Source organism: Lewinellaceae bacterium (genome assembly GCA_020636105.1).
GTDB lineage: Bacteria > Bacteroidota > Bacteroidia > Chitinophagales > Saprospiraceae > BCD1.
Genome location: JACJYL010000001.1, coordinates 1191592 through 1211155 on the forward strand (window position 1 = coordinate 1191592; position 19564 = coordinate 1211155).

At 37.5% G+C, this 19564-nt stretch carries 14 protein-coding genes; 7 read left to right on the top strand and 7 right to left on the bottom strand.

All coding sequences use genetic code 11. From position 1 onward, the window contains the following. The first annotated feature begins 1 nt into the window (after position 1). The 3 genes from H6571_04390 to H6571_04400 all read left to right on the top strand — a co-directional run bounded on the left by H6571_04390 (position 2) and on the right by H6571_04400 (position 5300). The gene (locus H6571_04390) at positions 2–1195 is read left to right on the top strand and encodes a restriction endonuclease subunit S (GenBank protein MCB9322961.1); all 1194 of its coding nucleotides are present in this window, start codon (positions 2–4) and stop codon (positions 1193–1195) included. 16 nt (positions 1196–1211) lie between these two features. Further along, complete coding sequence (locus H6571_04395) at positions 1212–4130, top strand: type I restriction endonuclease subunit R (protein ID MCB9322962.1); 2919 nt, start codon at positions 1212–1214, stop codon at positions 4128–4130. Between the two features lie 87 nt (positions 4131–4217). Further along, a complete protein-coding gene (locus H6571_04400; protein ID MCB9322963.1) occupies positions 4218–5300 on the top strand; it encodes a DUF4935 domain-containing protein in 1083 nt (360 codons plus the stop codon). Positions 5301–5397: 97 nt separating this feature from the next. Here the strand turns inward: H6571_04400 and H6571_04405 are convergent, their stop codons facing one another. Further along, positions 5398–7524 carry a hypothetical protein gene (locus tag H6571_04405; protein ID MCB9322964.1) on the bottom strand — a complete coding sequence of 709 codons (2127 nt, stop codon included), beginning with the start codon at positions 7522–7524 and terminating at the stop codon, positions 5398–5400. A 519-nt stretch (positions 7525–8043) separates the two neighbouring features. On the opposite strand from H6571_04405, the gene H6571_04410 reads away from it, so the two are divergent. From H6571_04410 to H6571_04420, 3 genes are all read left to right on the top strand, one after another. Then, positions 8044–8508, top strand: coding sequence for a JAB domain-containing protein (locus H6571_04410; GenBank protein ID MCB9322965.1), 465 nt, complete (start codon positions 8044–8046; stop codon positions 8506–8508). A 160-nt stretch (positions 8509–8668) separates the two neighbouring features. Then, entirely contained in the window at positions 8669–9580 is a 912-nt protein-coding gene (locus tag H6571_04415; protein ID MCB9322966.1) for a DUF1738 domain-containing protein, read from the top strand. A gap of 308 nt (positions 9581–9888) precedes the next feature. Next, a complete protein-coding gene (locus H6571_04420) occupies positions 9889–13659 on the top strand; it encodes a CHAT domain-containing protein (GenBank protein MCB9322967.1) in 3771 nt (1256 codons plus the stop codon). Positions 13660–13670: 11 nt separating this feature from the next. Here H6571_04420 and H6571_04425 read toward each other — a convergent pair whose 3' ends face one another. Further along, the gene (locus H6571_04425) at positions 13671–14321 is read right to left on the bottom strand and encodes a DUF3800 domain-containing protein (GenBank protein MCB9322968.1); all 651 of its coding nucleotides are present in this window, start codon (positions 14319–14321) and stop codon (positions 13671–13673) included. A gap of 263 nt (positions 14322–14584) precedes the next feature. After that, positions 14585–14896: a helix-turn-helix domain-containing protein gene (locus H6571_04430; protein ID MCB9322969.1), complete on the bottom strand. Its 312-nt coding sequence runs from the start codon at positions 14894–14896 to the stop codon at positions 14585–14587. A gap of 418 nt (positions 14897–15314) precedes the next feature. On the opposite strand from H6571_04430, the gene H6571_04435 reads away from it, so the two are divergent. Next, on the top strand, positions 15315–15677 hold the full coding sequence (locus H6571_04435) for a hypothetical protein (protein ID MCB9322970.1): 363 nt from the start codon (positions 15315–15317) through the stop codon (positions 15675–15677). A gap of 49 nt (positions 15678–15726) precedes the next feature. Here the strand turns inward: H6571_04435 and H6571_04440 are convergent, their stop codons facing one another. The 4 genes from H6571_04440 to H6571_04455 form a co-directional block, all read right to left on the bottom strand. Further along, positions 15727–15978, bottom strand: coding sequence for a hypothetical protein (locus H6571_04440; GenBank protein MCB9322971.1), 252 nt, complete (start codon positions 15976–15978; stop codon positions 15727–15729). Beyond that, a complete protein-coding gene (locus H6571_04445) occupies positions 15975–16661 on the bottom strand; it encodes a hypothetical protein (protein MCB9322972.1) in 687 nt (228 codons plus the stop codon). Before H6571_04445 ends, H6571_04440 begins: the two co-directional genes overlap by 4 nt. Before the next feature lie 26 nt (positions 16662–16687). Beyond that, on the bottom strand, positions 16688–18007 hold the full coding sequence (locus H6571_04450) for a tyrosine-type recombinase/integrase (GenBank protein MCB9322973.1): 1320 nt from the start codon (positions 18005–18007) through the stop codon (positions 16688–16690). A gap of 384 nt (positions 18008–18391) precedes the next feature. Further along, complete coding sequence (locus tag H6571_04455; protein MCB9322974.1) at positions 18392–19432, bottom strand: OmpA family protein; 1041 nt, start codon at positions 19430–19432, stop codon at positions 18392–18394. Positions 19433–19564 lie beyond the last annotated feature (132 nt).

Genomic DNA, 19564 nt, shown 5'->3' on the forward strand with positions numbered 1-19564 from the left:
AATGGCAGAAAAAAAGAAAATACCGGTTTTGAGGTTTCCTGAGTTTGAGGGGGAGTGGAAAAAGAAAAAGATTAAGGATTTAGGTCATGTCATTACCGGAAATACTCCAAAAACCTCAAGGAATGATTTCTATGGAGGCAAGAGACTTTTTGTTTCACCAGCAGATTTAAATGGAGTTAGGCATATTTCAGAAACCTTTACAAAGGTAACAGAAAAAGGATTTGATACAGGTCGAGAAATAAGAAAAGGGAGTACAATGTTTGTTTGTATTGGTTCTACAATTGGTAAGGTGGCTCAAGCTGCAGTTAATTGTATCACGAACCAACAAATTAACTCAATTATTCCAAATGGACAATATTCCGATAATTTTATTTTTTCTTTGCTTGAAAGAAATGCCAGGCAAATAAAGACGTTGGCAGCAATTCAAGCAGTTCCTATAATTAATAAAACAACTTTTTCAAAAGTCAAAATTGTTGTCCCCTCCCTCCCCGAACAAACCAAAATCGCCAATTTCCTCACCGCCATAGACACCCGCATTCAACAGCTCAACCGCAAGAAAACCCTTTTGGAGCAGTATAAAAAAGGGGTGATGCAAAAGATATTTTCGCAGGAGATCAGGTTTCGGGATGATGAGGGGAAGGGGTTTCCGGAGTGGGAGTTAAAAAGGGGCAAAGATTTATTCCAAAGCCATTCCAATAAAAATCACAATGGAGAATTAGCAATTTTATCAGCTTCCCAAGAATTTGGAATGATTTATAGAGGTGAGGGAGGAATTCAAATTCAATCTTCTGATAAAAGTATTAAATCTTATAAGATAGTAGAAAAGGGTGATTTTGTAATAAGCTTGAGATCCTTTCAAGGCGGAATAGAATACTCAACATTAAAGGGCATCTGTAGCCCTGCCTACATTATTTTAAAACCCAAGGTTCCAATAAATGAGCTTTTTTTTAAATTCTATTTTAAAAAAGATTCATTTATTGAAAGGTTAAGTAAAACTGTTGTTGGAATTAGAGATGGCAAGCAAATATCGTATGATGCATTCGGGGGGCTAAAATTAATAATCCCAAGTGTTAAGGAACAACAAAAAATAGCTAACTTCCTAACCGCCATTGATAATAAAATCGCCCTTGTCTCAACCCAAATCCAAAAAACAACCGCCTACAAAACCGGCCTTTTGCAGCAAATGTTCGTATAAAACCAAAAATCCTCCTATGACACAATCAGAACAAATTTTAGAAGACAATTTAGTAAAACAGTTGGGAACGCTGGGTTATGAATTTGTGTCCATCAATGACGAGGCGGATTTGCTGGCCAATCTGAAAAGCCAGTTGGAAAAACACAACGGGGTCAAACTGTCGGAAAAAGAGTTTTCTCAAATTCTCAATCACCTGAATAAAGGCAATGTCTTTGACCGGTCAGAAACTTTGCGCGACCGTTTCCAACTCACTAAAGAAGATGGAGAAAATATCTGGATAGAGTTTATCAATCAGGAACACTGGTGCCAGAATCAGTATCAGGTCACGCAGCAAGTCACCATCCAGGGCCGGTATAAAAACCGGTATGATGTCACGCTGCTCATCAATGGCCTTCCCCTTGTGCAGATTGAATTGAAGCGGCGTGGGCTGGAAATCAAAGAAGCATTCAACCAGATCAATCGTTACCAGCGCCATTCTTTTTGGGCATCGAGCGGTCTGTTTCAATATGTGCAGATTTTCGTCATCAGCAATGGGGTGAATACCAAATATTACGCCAATAACCGCAAACAGTCTTTCAAACAAACCTTCTACTGGACAGATAAGGACAATAAAAAGATCACCAATTTGGAGGCTTTTGCAGAAGCCTTTTTGGAAAAGTGTCACCTATCCAAGATGATCTGCAAATACATCGTATTGCACCAGTCGGATAAAATCCTAATGGTATTGCGCCCTTATCAGTATTATGCTGTGGAAGCCATCATCGACCAAGTGAAGAACAGCACCAAAAACGGTTATATCTGGCACACCACCGGATCGGGAAAAACCCTCACCTCTTTCAAGGCCAGCCAGATTCTGGTGAACCTCCCGCATATCGACAAGGTGGTTTTTGTGGTGGACAGAAACGATCTGGATTACCAGACCACCAAGGAATTCAACTACTTTGCAGAAGGCAGCGTGGATGGCACAGACAATACCAAAGTGTTGGTGGACCAGTTTGCCGGAACCTTCAAAGACAAAAAAGGCAGTCCGAAGGAAACCAAACTCATTGTCACCACTATTCAAAAACTGAACAATGCCATCAGCCGGACACGCTATTTGAAGCGTATGGAAAAGCTGCGCGATCAGCGCATCATCTTTATTTTTGATGAGTGCCACCGAAGCCAGTTTGGTGATACCCACAACCGGATAAAATCCTTTTTCACCAATCACCAGATGTTTGGGTTTACCGGCACACCTATTTTTGTAGAAAATGCCGTTTCCAACAAATTAGGCAAGCGCACCACGCTGGAGCTTTTTGATAAAAGATTGCACGAATATGTCATCACCAATGCCATACGCGATGAAAATGTACTGCGCTTTTCCATTGAATATGTTGGCCGCTACAAACAAAAGGAAGACAGCCAGACCAACATCGACATCCCGGTGGAGGATATCGACACCCGGGAATTGCTGGAATCTGAAGACCGGCTGGAAAAGATCGTGGATTACATCATCGCCAACCACGACCGGAAGACCTACCGAAAAGATTTTACCGCCATCTTTTGCGTGAGCAGCGTGGAGAGCCTGATCAAATATTACGAGATATTCAAACGCAAAAAAGAAGCCGGGCAACATGATCTCAGGGTGGCCACCATTTTTTCCTATGCTGCCAATGAAGACGACAAAGACGCAGACGGACTCATTGACGATGCCTTTGAACCAATGATGGCGATGGCTGCCGAGCCGCACGTTGCCTATGCTGCCCACAGCCATACACGCGACAAGCTGGATTCCTTCATTGCGGATTACAACGCCATGTACCAAACCAACTATTCCACCAATGACAACCAGGCTTATTACAATTATTACAAAGACATCGCCAAGCGAATCAAGAACCGCGAAAAAACGAGTTTCCAGGACAAAGACCGCGTGGATATCCTGCTGGTCGTGAATATGTTCCTGACAGGATTTGATGCCAAAAAGGTGAATACCCTCTACGTGGACAAAAAGCTCAAATATCACGGCCTGATCCAGGCATTTTCCCGCACGAACCGTATTCTGAACGAAGTAAAATCCTACGGCAACATCATCTGCTTCCGCAACCTGAAGGAAGCCACAGACGATGCCATTGCCCTGTTTTCCAATCCTGAGGCCAAGGAGATCATTTTCATGCAGCCTTACGAGGTTTACATCAAAAAGTTCAATGAAGCGCTGGATAAGCTAAAAACGATTGTCCCGACGGTGGATAGCGTCAACGAGCTGCCAAGCGAAGAAGAAGAACTCGAATTTGTAAAAGCCTTCCGAAACCTGATGCGCCTGAAAAACATCCTTTCCGGATTTTCTGATTTTGACTTCGAAGACCTGGCGATGGAAGAACAGGAGTTTGAGGACTATAAGAGCAAATACCTCGATATTTACGACAAGGTCAAAAACCGCACCGAAAAGGAAAAAGTATCCATCCTGGAGGATGTAGATTTTGAGCTGGAATTGATCCACCGCGACGAGATCAATGTGTCCTATATCCTGAAGCTCCTCAGCAAGCTCCACGAGGCCGAAGAACACGAAAAAGAAAAGCATCGCAAAGCCATCATTGACCTGCTGGGCGGCGAAGCCCAACTCCGCAGCAAGAAGGAACTCATAGAAAAGTTCATCAATGAAAACCTGCCCCACATTGAAGACGTGGACGACATCCCTGATGAATTTTCCGAGTTCTGGAACATCGAAAAGCTAAAAGCCATCAACGCCCTCTGCGAAGACGAGAATCTGAATAAAGATCATTTAATCACCATCATCGACAATTACCTCTTCACCGGCCGCACGCCCCTCCGCGATACTGTTGTCGAAGCCCTCACCGTCAAGCCCAAATTGCTGGAACGCAAAACCCTGGTGGAACGGGTTATCGGGAAAATATTGGACTTTGTGGAGGTCTTTGATGGGGGGATGGGGGAAGTGTAGGTTTGAAAATTCTACTCTTATTTAAGCATCTTTTTCTTTAACTTGACGTATGCCTTTATATGACTTCATTGCTAAATAATGAAATAAATGATCTATTTAATTTTAGATACTAATACCTGGATTTATCTCGCAAACGGATACCATAATTTATCTCAGAAATATCAAGAGGAATTTCATTTTCGTCTCTTAAATGAATTGATTGAAAGGGAATCTAAAATTTCAGTTCTAATTAATGAAATTATAATAGAGGAATGGGTAAGGAATAAAGCAACAACTGAAGTGCTAATAAATAAATATTCTCAAAAGATAGAGGATAATCAAAAACATATAAAAAAAATTTCAAAACATCTAAACCGAGCCGATGTTAAGCGATTAAAGAGGATACATAAGCATTTTAGGCGAAGATTAGAAAAGTTGATAGAAAAAAACCGCCTGCATATACAAAAAGTTGAAGACTTTTTAACACATAAAGCCTCCAGGATTCCAATTACCCCTAAGGTGAAAAATTTTGTGACAGATTTTAGCATCAAAAAGAAAGCCCCATTTCATAATTCAAAAAATAATATGGCGGATGCCTTGATACTTTTTAGTACAGACGAATTTGTTAGGCTCAATGTGAAAGATCCATCTTCTGAGGTCATTTTTATCTCTAATAATGTTAGTGAGTTTTGCAATCCAAATGACCATACAAAATTTCACGATGACATTTTACAAGCATTAAGTACAAGGATTCATTTTGAAACTAACCTAGGTAAAGCTTTAAATTTGAGTAAATCTTTAATAGAAGATTACGAAAAAATAATTGAGGAAATTGCTGAGACAAATGAATTTGAATGTATGGCAATAAATTGTATAACTTCAGAGTCTTTCAGCGGTTTCGGACACCTTGATAGCAAAATAGCGGCTACCCAAATCGTTAGTGAAGAAAACCCTTATCAATTGAAAATCAATCTTGGTTTACCTGAGCAACATACTTCTGTTCCAACCCGAACAAAAATTCTTTCTGGAGAATGTCATTTTTGTGGAACAACTCATTTTTTATGCCCAGTATGTGATGAATTAATTTGTTTGGAGCAAAACGAAGATGAAATTGAATGTGAGTGCCTTACAAAAATATACATTAAATATTTTCCTGATAATTATTCAATAAAAGCAATTGAGTTCATTTAAACTGCAATAACTTTGAATTACTGATGGAATTTACTTCGTGAAAATATTGAATAAAGACAAACAGTTACCCCCCTGATGTGTCTTTGTAAATTAACTGTTACTGAAAATCGTATAGACTAAAATATTTACTCTGAACTATTTGATCTAACACCCTTGACAACCTGTTTTGTAATCTGTTATTGTTGGTTATGATATGTGAATCTCTAGTCTTTAAGACTTCAACTGAAATTACCAAATCAGTTTTGTCATCTACTTTTTTTCCATTCAAGGTGCTGGGGAAATTAATGGAAGCAATGCACGCCCCCTTGTTCCCATCAATTTGAAAATTATACCGAATTTTTATTCTCGATAGAAGAATCGCATTTTTATATGAATCTTTCTCTATATGAGGTAGTTCTTCCAGCAAACTGCCATTAATATCTAAGTTCCTGACCTTATTCCTGTATGGTTCCAAGTCTGCAGGGATAACTTTTAGGGATTCGTCGGGTTTAAACTTGATATTGACCACTTGTCCCTCAAAAAAGGTATCCGTTATATCAATATTAATAAACCCCGTCATGAACTCAACTCTATCAAGATTGGATTTGAAATCTCGAAACTTAATTCCTTTTAAATCCACGATTATGCATCCTTCCTTCTTTAGCTTAAAATTCAGACTAGAGGAAAGTTGATCAAGATACTTTTTTGTGTCAGTAGAAGTGTATTCTTCCTTGACATTTAGTTTATCATTTATGAGTGAAATGGTGAGCCTTCCTTCATGGCGAGTTTTCCCACTAATTAAATCCTTGGTAGTATTGGTTCTTTCAATATTTATTTCTAATTCATAGCGGTTATCCCCTTTTGGAATAAAAGTAGGCTGTTTTAAATGTTTACAGTTTCCTGATAAAGGGACAATTTTAGGGTCCAATGCAAGAACTACTTCCCTGAGCTTTTTTTCCGTACCTATAAAAGGAGCCGTTTTATTGATTGCCTTAGGCTTTTCTTCCTTATCAATTAATAACCCTTTTAGGTAATCTAACTCATTTGGCGAAAGTAACATATTAGCTATAAGGGGAATAATCTGTCCCTTGTCTGCATATTTCACAAAAATGCCCTTCCTTTTTAGAAAATTCTTCAGGTCTGAAGCCCCTAAAATTGAAGAATCGAGTATTGGTTTTATTCTGCTTCCAAAAGGTAATATCTTTTCATAATCATCACTGATTTTTCCATTTATACGATTTTGGTCATTTTGGGGAAAATCCTGAACACCTAAATTTCGGGCTGTATCCAAGTATTCTCCTTCTGAATCTTTTAGTTTAATAAAGGAATAATCATCCCATTTCTTTAAGCTTATTTTGTTAAGATAATCACTTTCTTGAAATTGTTGTTTCACAGAATTCGCCATTCCTTTGTGTTTGCCTGAGTCATAGTCGGGGAAAAAAATGATTGTTTTTGCTGCAAACCCCGACAGTTTATGAATAAGCCAAAATATTCTTTTAAGGTATTTTTTTTCGATGGGATCATTACAGAAAATTAACACGTGATTATTTTCTTCTTTCTCCACCAAAATAGGTAAAACATCACTACACATTAACTCTAATGGGAGTATTTTGCCACTTACAGAAATATCTTCTGTATTTTGGGCACCTGTATCTGGATAAATAAAACTAATTTCTCTGTTACTACTATATTGTCTTGCTTCAGATATTGCAGAATATAAGAATGTTGCTCTTTTATTGTCTATGAAAAATAATGTGTCAAAATTATCTGATGGAATACTTACAAATTCATAATTTTCAAAGAAGAAAGAATTATGCTTTTCAGAAATATCAGATGAGAAAAAGGTAATTAATCCATCATATTCTATATCTCTAAGTGAATCAAATCCATCAAGATAATCATCCTTTATCTTAGGGCTTACCCTAGCACAATCAAGACATTGAGCATGCTCTTTAATAGCATTATAGATTTTGTTCTTAGAAGTTGAAGGATAGCTATCTGCGTGGTGCTTAGAAGATATAAGAATAAGTTTTGTAACAGATAGGTTTAAAGGGCTGTAATAAACATTAATTCCATCGACACTATGTTCTCTCCTTCCTCCTTTATTTTTAGGGGGTTTGTGTTTTTCATTCGAAAAACAAGGGAAATCTATGTGCTCAGAAATATTCCAGCCACAAAGTCGCAAAAGTCTTGAGGTTATTTTTTGTCCATCTTCACCAGACAGAACAGATTTTTCTCCTGCCATCTTAATAATTTTAATATATAAAGATAATCAATTTTCAGGATATGGTGTGAAAATGTTGTTTTCCAAAGCGCTCACATTTTCCCTCCCCCTCATCCACCCCCTAAATTGTCACGATTTCCATTCAAAAATACATACCAATTCAGGCACCAGGGGTAGAATCGGGTGATGGATTGGGTACGTCCGGGGCAAGGTGATCATTGCCTTTTTCGCCCTTCATCCAAATCTCATTTCGGTATCATCCTGCCCTTTTTTCCTCCACTAATGTACTGTTGGCTCCCACTGCGGCAAGGAACGACCCTTTGGGTGCTTTCTCCCCGATTTTTTGGACGCAAGGCCACAAATAATAGTGGATAATCCTTGTCCTCATGTCCGCTGTCCAGTTACAAAGTTCCGCAAAAAGGGAGGAAACCTCAATTAAGAGTTTGGATAACAAACGGGCTGCAAAGCCTCTCCAACCTTCCCTCGCACTCCCGGATAAAGGGAGTTTTCCTTATTAAAAATTTCAAAAATTCAGCAGACATGACTTATCAAATTCCGACGCAAGTCACCGAAGTAAAACTGGTTTATTACAACAAAGTAAATGCCAAAGACAGACCACAGCTAAAAAGTTCTTTTGATGCTTACGAAGTCTTAGCCGCTAATTGGGATGAAGGCACCATAAGCCTGTACGAAGAATTTTATATTCTTCTGTTAGATCGAGGAAACCGTGTAATGGGGCGCTATCTGGTTTCTCAGGGCGGTTTGACCGGCACAGTAGTTGACCCGAAAATGATCTTTGCAGCCGCTTTAAAAGGCCGTGCTGCCTCAATTATTCTGGCACATAATCACCCCAGCGGAAATTTAAAGCCCTCCAAGGCTGACAAGAATTTAACGCGCAATCTCATTCAGGCCGGAAAATTTCTGGAAATCCCGGTATTAGATCACCTCATTTTAGCCCCTGACGGCGGTTACTACTCCTTTGCCGATGAGGGGGAAATGTACTAAGGGCTTCGCCCTCACGCTCGCAAGGGGTTTCCCCTGTTTTCGGAGGTTCGCGAACTCCTGCAAACGGGTGATTCCCCTCCCCATTGCCATTGTTACCCCATTTCTCGCCGAAAAGGCAGAAGGTTAAAACACTTCATTAACAATTTAAAATATTAGAACAATGACTAAAACAACTAAAATAGATTTATACGAAACAGTAACTAACAAAATGATTGCATTACTTGAAAAGGGCGTTGCCCCCTGGCGCAGTCCGTGGAGTAAATACGGCCTTGCCCGCAATTATGCCACCGGTCACGTTTACAGCGGAATAAATGCTTTTTTGATGAACCTCACCGAACACCCGATTCCCTATTTTATGAGCTTTAAACAGATTAAAGCCAAAAGCGGGAAGATTAAAAAAGGAGCTAAATCGGAAATGGTATTCTTTTATAAAACCTACTATAAAGATGAACAAGGGCAAACGATCAGCCCCGACCAGTACAGCGCACTTTGTGAAATGGGCGGAGAACCGCAACGCATTTCTTTTTTGAAGTATTACCCCGTTTTCAATATTCAGGATGTGGAAGGCATCGAAATTGAAATTCCTGAAGTGGAGCTAAAAGAACATGAAAGAATTGAAAGGTGCGAGGCAGTTAAAAACAATATGCCCAACCCGCCGGAGTTTGTTTTTCAGGATGCAAACCGCGCCTATTATGCGCCAATGTCCGATAAATTAAATATGCCTGATATTGCACAATTTGATACACCCGAAGAATATTATTCAACCCTTTTTCATGAGTTGACCCACTCCACCGGCCACGCTTCCAGACTGGCAAGAAAGGGCATAACGGAATTGACCACCAGCGACAGAAAGCAATATTCCAAGGAGGAATTAATTGCTGAAATGGGGGCTTCATTCCTTGCCGCTCATACGGGCATCAATACGGATGATTTAACCGAAAACAGCGCCGCATATCTTGAAGGCTGGTTAAAGATTTTGAAATCTGATAAAAAGCTGATTTTTAAAGCAGCAGCCAAAGCACAAAAGGCCGTTGATTATATTTTGAATGTAAAACGGGTTTACAAGGATTAACCGTACTTTTTTAGATGGGTGGAACTGTGGGAGGTTTCACCTATTTTTTCTTTTCAGGGGTGGGGAAAAAAATTCATTATTTGCGTATATGGTCGCGCGAACCCGCCTGCGGCGGGTTGGAAAAAATTTGAAACAAAACAATCATTTTTACGTTTAAACTGATTGAATAGAATGAAACTTTGAAATTTTTTTTGTAATATTTCAGGCAAAATTTCTATGAATTCATCCCTTTCTGGGACATTTCTAAAATACATAAATTTATGCCTTTTATTAATGTCTCGGGTTATTAGTCAATAAGATAATTACAAATGATTGAAGGTAAGATTACTATTTTTATTGGTTTTGCAAATGATTACTCTGATAACGGAGGGCACCTTGAAACTTTGTTAGAAGAAGAGGGAGCAATAGATAAACACCTAGACCAAGTAAGAAATAGAGGAAAATGTCATGTTATTAGAGAAAATCCTTTAACAGTAGAAGCTCTTTTTGAGAACCTTCAAAAGCATAGAGGTAAAATAGATATTTTTCATTTTTCTGGACATGCTGATCATGAATCAATTTTTTTAGAAGAAATCAATGGTGAATATCCAAAAGAAGTAGGTACAAATTCAATAATCGACCTATTTGGCAATCAAAATGGAGGACTTCAATTAGTCTTTTTAAATGGGTGCAATACCGAAAAATTAGGATTAGAATTAAAAAAGCGAGGAGTCAAAAACGTCATTGCTACAACTGAAAAAGTTGATGAAGAGGACGCACTAGTTTTTACAAAAGCATTCTATAAATCATTAATTTTAGGAGCTTCAATTAAAGAATCCTTTTTTGAAGCAAAAGGAGAGTTACAAGTTATTACAAAAGATATAAAGGATACGTCTTATCAATGGGTATTAATTGATGACGGACAAGAATCTTTTAATTGGCGTCCATTTGAGGAAGTCAATAACAATAATAAAGTGAACTTTTTACAACTATCAGATATTAATGCGAACACATTAGATTTTTCAACGATTCACGAAAAATTATTTTCTGACAATGGAAAAATTGATTTTGTTTTTTGCACTGGAAATATAACCAAATCATCAGGGAACCCAAAAGAATTTAAACAAGATTACCATGAATTCGTCCAAAAAATATGTCAAACAACAAAAGTTTCTCCTGAGAATATTCTTTTCTGTCCTGGTTCAAAAGATTTAGATGAATCTAAAATATTGCCAGCAGTTCACGATAGTCTCAACAAAATGAGAACTAATGAAGATCTTTTTAATTTTACAAGGTTTACAGAACAATTTTTCGCCAGTTGCAAAATGTCAGATAATTTCCGTTCAATTGTATATGATTCATATAATGAAAAGGATAAAACAAATGAGCTTTATTCCAGTCATAAAAGATTTGTAGGTGATAAAACAATTGGTATAGTTTGTATTAATAGCGTCTGGAGTATTCAAAAAGAAGGTTCGGATCAGTTTGTATTTCCTGTTGAATTTTTAGAACAGTCTTTGGACGAAATAAATGGCACTGATCTGAAAATTCTTCTTTCAAATCAACCGCTTTCTTCTTTTAAACCCTTTAATAGGAAAGAACTTGAAAGTGTTATCTATTCGAGTTTTGATATGATTTTTTTAGGAGCTGATTATCTAGGCACCACAAATAAGAAATTAATTAGTGATGAAGGAATTTATCAAAGTTTTTCTGGTCTTAATCTGTCAAATGGCTCCGATTATATTTATCATAGTTTTGATTTTATAACAAAAAAAATATCTAATGAGGCCATAATAATGATAGATGGTGATGAATGTATAGTTGAAGAGAAAATTGAGAATGGACAATATTCCCTACCTAAAGGAACTGAAAAAAGGAAACAAATAAAATTGTTGCGTACCCTTAGTATGGAGCTAGAGAGTTTTCATCAAAGAGGTGAAGAATTATTTATTGATTATAAAGATGAAGGAAAAAAATTCCATGAACTTTTTACCCCCCCTGTTATTAAAGAAAAACCCGTAGAAGAACTTCAAACCTTAAGTGGAACAAAGCTCCTTGGTCAAAATAAGTTTAAAAGTATTTTTAACAATGATGAAAACTTCATAATCTTTGGTAAAGACAAATCAGGAAAATCGTCTTTACTAATTCATGTCGGAATAAAATTATTAGAAAACTTCACCAAAGACAAAATTATTCCTTTTTATATAGATTTGTCCAACTATAAATATCGAGCAGAAAAACTTAATATCTTAAATTTAATATCTAATTTACTAGAACGAAACAAGCGAGAATCAATCGCTTTAATAACTAAATATCATATTAGGTTTTTATTAGATAATTACGATCCTGCAAATAACGAAATCACAAAAAAAATTCGTGAATTTTTGTTGGAATACCCTGTATGTAGCTTTGTTTTAGTCACTGATCAAACCACGATTAGGACTTTTGAAGATTTTGATTTTGGTGAAATTACTTATAGAAAATTGTATTTCCATGAAATCTCCAGAGTTGAAATAAGGTCTTTAGTGAAAAAATCACTTAATAAACCTGATGCTTTTGTCGAAACTATTGTTCAAAGGCTTGTAAAAGTTTTTAGGCAATATAAAATGCCTTTTAATTATTGGACAGTTTCAGTTTTTCTTTGGATTTTCCTGAAAAGAAGATTAGAAGATTTTGAAATTCAAAATAATACCGCATTAATCGAGTTATACGTACAAGAACTTTTAGGGCAAAAAGAGCTTGCCTATGACACTACAAATAAGCTCTCTTTTTCCAAGTACAAAAGATATTTAAGCTCATTAGCAACAATACTTTATAGAAAGCATGAAAAAGACAGCTACTCTACAACTTATGAAAACCTATTAAAATACACTAAAGATTTTCTTGATCAAAGTAAAAGGAATAATGCTGAACCTAATGATGTCCTTCAATATATTTTAGAAAGAGGAATTTTAAAAAGGATATCTCAGACCCATTTTTCTTTTAGATTAAACGGAGTTTTTGAGTATTTCTTGGCGAATGAGATGCTACACAATCAAGAATTTTTGGATTATGTCCTTTCCAATGAGGATAATATTTATTTATCGTTCAAAAATGAATTAGACCTCCTTTCTGGCTTTGAGAAAAACGACCCTGAAAAAGATAAACTATTAATATCTAAAGTGTATGAAAAAACAAAACTTAGATTTAACAGAATAAACAAGGCCTTTTCTAATAAAGGCAGCATCGATGAAAATTTAATTGATCAGGCAGGAAGTGAATCCATTTTTGAGACTATTGGGAAATTAGATATTAGCAAAGTTGAACCCTTATCCTATGAGAAAAAAGATATTGTTGAAACCGCATTAGAGAAAAGCGGAGACCCTGATTTGCCCTTTGAAGACTTCAACGATGAGGTTCAGGTCAAGCGGTTATTCGACGAACAATCAAGTGAATATGAAAAATTAGAGCTTCATATTTTTATTTTGTCAAGGGTATTCAGGAACATCGAGGTTGATGACCAAAAAGGGGACCTGGACGATGAAATTTTCTCTTTTATTTTAAATTCGACTTGTAATTTAGGCTTTCTTTTAATTGAAGACATAATAAAAATTTCGCAGAATCAAGGCATTCAAGAAATTGAAGAAAAATTTGGCCTGCCTAAAGAACTATTTAAGTTAATAGGAGGAATGCTTCCATTAATTGTACAGGATTTTTTCTATAACGCCGTTGGACATATTAATTTAGAAATAATAATAAAGGAAAAAATAGATGAATTAGAAAAATCATCTGATCAAAACCAATTTCAACTTTTTATTCTGTATTTTACTTTGCTTGATTTGAATTTAAAATCAAATAAGAAATATTTAGACCAGATTTTTGGCTTTGTCAGTTATGGAGTTTTAAAAGCTTCAGTACTAACCAAACTGTTATATTATTTAGTTTTTAAAGCTTACAACGATAAAAATCTAGTGAATTTTTTAAAGGATAAGTTTCGAAAATATCAAATCAAGGTAAATCCTAAAATTGACTTTCAAGAGTTGGATAAAAAAATGAGTGAATTTGAAAAATTAACTCTAATAAAGCGAAATTCAGAGAAACTACCCGATTTACCTGAATGATATAGCCTTATTTATACCCAACTGAATTCAATACAAGAATTTTTCATTCTAAAATACGCCTCCCCACGCCCATCCTCAAAATTCCGCCACACGAAATTAGCCACCCAATCAATAAACATAAGCCGTTTATTGTGGTGGCTATCCTCCGGGGAGTAGGTGATTTTTACATTGGCGTTATTTTCCAGCCAGAGCTTTGTTTTTAAAAGATCAGGACAGCTATTCTGGCTGCCGGTTGGCACACTTCTTTTATCGGGAATTATTCGGACACTTTTTAACGTTTTCAGGACGGGTGTCAGCGCCACGGCCACCATGTAGTTATAGAGGATATTGCTATTCCTGGCATCAATGATTTTCGGCACTTCCTCCTTTTTCACCGTTATGGCACCAATTTTGACATCCTCATTGGTTTTCAGGAATTTCACGATGCGCTTGGCCGCAATCACCGCGAATTCATCATTGAAATTCATTCCCTTGAATTCTCTTTTGGCTTCAATGGAATAGCTTTTGTAAAACCTGCGAATGAATCTGTCGAGTAGAATACTCTTTTCTGAAGGGATGAGAACATACGCAATGGTGAAATACCTGCTGGAACCTCCGTCTCTATATGGAGCATCCAGAATCCAGCCTAAATCCCCGCTCTCATCAAAATAAACATCGTGCATGATAGCCTATATAAATAGAAAAGAGGTCTCCAATCATTACGATCGAAGACCTCTTTTGAAGTCAAAAAAGAAAGAAACCTATGGGCGACGTACTTACAGCACGTTTAGGATAGTTTATATACTTCCGTACTAAACCGTCCCGCCTTACACAGGCATATTTAATTCTTTCACTGCAAAGATAGCATTTAAACGAACTTTTGTCAAGTTCAACAGTGAAATCAGGACGGCAGAAAGGAAGTACATTATTGATGTTCATCACCAGATTATCCTTTTAGTTTTTTCAGCCTGCTAACCCGATGCTGATTTCTGAAATCAAGTAGTTCAGCTCTGATGTACCGCTTTTCCTTCATGTGATAGAAAACGGTAAAATGCCCCTCCTGAACCAAATAACGTAGCACCTTGGAACAAACCCCAAGAATCCTGCAAGCCGTCCCGGTACTCACCAGATCATCTTCGCCGATGACCCTTTGCATTTCCTGATTGATGTTTTCAAATTCTTCTCTCACCAACTCCCGCAAAAGCTCTTTTAGCTCCGCCGGAGTGATCGAATGCAGTATAATATTGTTGTTTTGCATGGCAGCTATTTTTTTGAATGAAGCCTTGAATAGCCGCAATTTATGGCAAGCCTTTCGGTTATGCAAATAGCAGAAAATCAGTGCATTAAGTGTTAAAATGAAAGCATTTGGAATGATTTTTTTGTTTTTGAATCACAGAACTGTATTCAAATGAAACCATATGGAATCATTTGGGGAAATGTTAAAGTTGGGAAAAAGGCCAAACTTTAACATTTTTTCTCTTCTAAGGGGCCTTGCCCCTCTCGCACTGCAACAAAAATTCTTCCTTACCGTGGCTCAAATTTAGATTCCTAAACCCTGCGCCCGCACCACTAAATCGAATTTATTATTGCGTTTGACTCCCCATCCTCGCCGGAAGGCAGAAGGTATAAAGCACACAAGGTGTTTTTACCTTTTTATTAAATATTGGAGAATAATAATGACCGATACCCAAAAACTAATCAATGAACTAAGTCAATTTCACGGAACTGAAAACTGGTATAAAAACCCATTATTTCCAGGTTATTATTATACCGATGGTATTCAATACCTTGCAGAACAAGCAGGAGCCTATTGGTTGATAGATTATATTTTCAGCAATCAATCTATTTCAGCGATACGCAAACTTACTTTTCAGGCCTGGAAATTGGATGTAAATGATGATCACACCGCAAAAATATCTGTTATGGATGACAACGGAGCAGAAGTTTATTCATTCCATCTGGAATTCACGGATTTTCCATTGAAAGAAATTTCATTGTGGCTGACAGATAGGATTCTTTTACTTCCATCGGAGTATTAAAGAACAGAAGAAAACCCTTCCAACAAAGTGTTGAAAGGGTTTTCAATTATCAAATTTCAGTATTGAAGGCTTCTTCCAAAAGGGCAGTTTTCAGCAACCGGACCATGAGGATTCTTTTTTCATTTTCCTCAATGGATTTCAGCACGGTTTGATGAACAGGTTTGCCTTCCTTTTTCCTTTCTACTTTCTTTTCAACAGATGCCAAAAAACGCTGTTGGAAGCGTTTTTCCAATCGTTCAAGGTTCCGTTTCAGGAATGGATTCTCTTTGTCGAGTTCCACTCCATAAAACCTGGGATTCAATTTTTCCCGCCCCTCACCGTCCCGTTCAGTGAAGGGCGGGCTTCTTTTCCCGATAAATGCTCATTTAGTTCTGACAGCAAAGCAAGCATTTTGCTTTCTTCCTTATTCGCCGGTTCAGGTGGTGGAAGTGCTTTTTCGTTAGCTGTTTCCACTTCAATTTGAGGAATTTCCCCTTGAAGGAAATTCTCCATTTCTTTCTGAGCCAGATAAAAAGCCTTTAGCTCCGCCCATTTCTCCTTGTCCTGGAATAGTTCCATTTGCGTGGAAAAGATTGTTTCCTTCAAGATCATGATCTCGATCACCCAGCCGACGATCATCAGGGTAGAAACGGAAACAATCCAGCCAACTCCATGAGGAGCCATTACAAAATAGGCTTCTATCAGAGAAAGCAATAATAGCACCGAGGCAGCAATTACCCCAAAGGAATATTTGCCTTGTATTCGCGCAGGGTTGAGTTGGAAGAAAAACACCAACGTTCCCCTGCCCGCTTGAATAGAAAGCGGTACCAGAAAGGCCGCAATGGTAAAACCGATATTCGGGGATTTCTCCATGTGAAAAATCCCCATAATGATGGCAGAAATCAAATAGGTGCCTATCAATAATCCAAAACTCAACACCGGCAAGATCGAACGCAGCCGGGCAATGGATTTACTGAATGATTGGTTGATGAGTGTATTTTGCATGATTCTGTTTTTTTATCGTTTGAAAATTATTTGACAGCCCTCAAAAAGTTGGCGGCTTTGCCATTGCCTGTTTGAGCAGCTTTTATGATTTGAAGGCCGATTTCCTCAGCGTTTTGTTCATTGTCAATTCCGATATAAACCCGAAGCTGGGTTTCGGTGGCGTGGCCGGTCATCGGCATGATCTGAGAAAGATTATATCCCATCCGGTAAAGATTCGTTGCAAATGAACGCCTGCAAGTGTGAGAAGAAATCACATCATGCTTTTCGACAAACTCTTTTTCCACTTTTGCCTTGCGCCCCATATATTGATTCACCTTTAACATCCTTTCACTGATTCCGGCATATTTGCAAAGCTCCTTTATGCCATCATTAAATTTCTGCATGGAAATCTTTGGGGTGGCGTAGTTATTCCGTTCAAGTACCGGAATAAGCCAGGGAAATAGATTCAAAGGTACCTTTGTCGGTATTTCCGTTTTTACCGAGATCAAAGAAAGGATAGGAACGCCGCTGGGCGTGATATAAAAGTTGTCGGGGGTGTACCTACTAAAATCACTAAAACGCTGCCCTGTGCCTGCCCCTATCAAACATATGTCCCTGATTTTTGCCAGATGCCCGGAAAGTTCAAGATCGGCCAGAAATTGAAGTTCCTCCGGTGAAAGGGTTACAATCTGGCCGGTAGCCTTTTTAGGAGAGATCGTCCAACCAACGCCGTGGTAGTCCGTATTGGAATGCAGCTTTTTTCGCCTTGCCCGTTCCATGAACTGCCGTAGTACCTTCAAAGTCTTATTGCCATAAGCAAGCTGCATATTCCTTTCTGCACACCAATCGACGAGCTTATCCCTTAAACTCCAATCGACATCCGAGAAATTAAAACCATCTTTTCCAAATACTTGGTAACCGAATTCTTTGATAAAGGCAGAATGAAGCTTGAAGTTCTTGAAGCTGTGATACTTCATGTTCGTAGCTTTCATTTCTGCAAGCTCCATATCCATGAACTCAAAAAAGGATATCTCATCACTGTCTTTTTGTTCAGCGACCTTTCCGGTTCTAAGATCAAGCTGATCTTTAAACTCCTCCACACCAATAGCACCATAGTTATATTCAATGAAAATATCAGTGCAATGGGTAGCGAGATCATCAAGCTGTCGCTGGATGGAAAAAAGGTCTGTCCTTCTTGCCAGAGCAAGCGGTCTTTGCTTTTTAAAATCCCAATCTTTCGGATGGATAGAATATCCGGTGGAGTAAACGAGCCGTTTTCCCTTGTATCGAAACACAAGAGAAATCAGTGTTGGAGATTTGGCTTTAGCAAGCCTCAAATTGAATTTAGGAATAGGTAATTTTGCCATAACGCCTGTTTGTGATTACGAAAATAGTATTCACTTCGCACGGCAACTGCGTTGTCGGAATAGTTGTCGAAAGTGTTCCCGACTTTTCCGACGAATGGCAAAAAATTATTTTAAGTAGTCGCTAAAATCCCTGTATTTAAAGGGATTCAGGCGAAAACCTGAGAAAACAAGATTTAAAAACGTTTCCTGGCGGGGCTACTCTTTTAAACCGCAAAATGCAAAATGTAAAATTTTAAATTAAAAAGTGAGCGGGTTGGCGTTTGGGTTTGGGCCTGTCTTTGGAATACTTCCTTTTTCATTCTACATTCCGTGTTTTACATTTTAATGGGAGCGGACTATGTTTGGGACCATCTGTTCAATGTTGTGGTGTTTCTATATTATGGATCACTTAATAACCTCAAATTCAACTCTTCTGTTTTTTGATCTGCCGGCGTCAGTTTTATTATCAGCAATTGGATATTCTTCTCCAAATCCTTTCCACTCAATTCTGTATTGACTAATTCCATTCTGAATAATATTTTGTGCTATAAACCTTGCCCTCCTTTCAGATAGCGACAAATTAGATTTCTTACCTCCTTCTGAGTCTGTATGACCATTAATTCTTATTCTTATTGATGGGTTTAATTTTAAATATGCTGTTAAATCGTTTAAAAGTTCATAAGATTGAATATCCTTCAGTTCGGTTGTTCCTGATACAAAATGTAGGTTATTCAATGGAATGATACTTCCTATCGCCAATTCCGCGCCCTTTTCCAAAGCCCTGTAATCCGTTAATTCCTCGACCAAAACATCATCTATAACGTAATACCCCTTCTTTAAAGTAGGGGCTTCACCTTCCTTTTGAAATTGACCAATATAAAGTTTATCGTATTTCCTTTTTGGTGTAAAATATTTTGATACTTTCACCCATTCCCCGGAAGTTATCAAGAGTTGAGTATCTGCTTTAACCTGAGGAGTACCCGTTAACATTTTTCCATCAGAAGTTTCTATAAAATCTAAATCTGATGAAAATAGAATTCCGAAATGGTCATCCATTTTTTGATCAACATTATTACTTGGACTTATACAAAAGGATCTTCGAATCCAATACTCAACATAATAGGTTCTATTGGGTATTAACTCTTTTGTTAAAGCCACTCCGACACATTCAATCCAGTCCTTTTTGCTGAATTGAATACCAATCATATTCGATCCCGAATGAGGAGCAGGTGGAATAATATATTTCTCTTTAAAATCAGGAGTTATCAAATCAGGAGAAGCAGCATTAGGTGTTGTCCAATTTTTAATTTTGCTAATGAATTCAATGTTATTATTTGTAAACCCACCAATGGTGTCATTTATTTCTTCAAAGCTTGGATTAGGCACCAGGTTTTGACAAAAAACTACTGAATGACAATATAAAATAAAAACGATTGTTATTCTCATCTTATAAATCTTTCCTGCATAATGGGAAGCTTCTCAATAGTTACAGTTTTAGTGTGCTTTTTTCTTTGAAGTTCCTCATGACATACCACAGTCTACATTCAGTATTTTATATTTTAATGCTCGTCCTGGACA

Coding starts and splice junctions, on each gene's coding strand:
- H6571_04405 (MCB9322964.1), bottom strand. CDS start 7,524: ATGGCAGGAGAAAAATCTGTTCTGTCTGGTGAAGATGGACAAAAAATA.
- H6571_04420 (MCB9322967.1), top strand. CDS start 9,889: ATGATTGAAGGTAAGATTACTATTTTTATTGGTTTTGCAAATGATTAC.
- H6571_04445 (MCB9322972.1), bottom strand. CDS start 16,661: ATGCAAAATACACTCATCAACCAATCATTCAGTAAATCCATTGCCCGG.
- H6571_04410 (MCB9322965.1), top strand. CDS start 8,044: ATGACTTATCAAATTCCGACGCAAGTCACCGAAGTAAAACTGGTTTAT.
- H6571_04450 (MCB9322973.1), bottom strand. CDS start 18,007: ATGGCAAAATTACCTATTCCTAAATTCAATTTGAGGCTTGCTAAAGCC.
- H6571_04435 (MCB9322970.1), top strand. CDS start 15,315: ATGACCGATACCCAAAAACTAATCAATGAACTAAGTCAATTTCACGGA.
- H6571_04430 (MCB9322969.1), bottom strand. CDS start 14,896: ATGCAAAACAACAATATTATACTGCATTCGATCACTCCGGCGGAGCTA.
- H6571_04455 (MCB9322974.1), bottom strand. CDS start 19,432: ATGAGAATAACAATCGTTTTTATTTTATATTGTCATTCAGTAGTTTTT.
- H6571_04395 (MCB9322962.1), top strand. CDS start 1,212: ATGACACAATCAGAACAAATTTTAGAAGACAATTTAGTAAAACAGTTG.
- H6571_04415 (MCB9322966.1), top strand. CDS start 8,669: ATGACTAAAACAACTAAAATAGATTTATACGAAACAGTAACTAACAAA.
- H6571_04400 (MCB9322963.1), top strand. CDS start 4,218: ATGATCTATTTAATTTTAGATACTAATACCTGGATTTATCTCGCAAAC.
- H6571_04390 (MCB9322961.1), top strand. CDS start 2: ATGGCAGAAAAAAAGAAAATACCGGTTTTGAGGTTTCCTGAGTTTGAG.
- H6571_04425 (MCB9322968.1), bottom strand. CDS start 14,321: ATGCACGATGTTTATTTTGATGAGAGCGGGGATTTAGGCTGGATTCTG.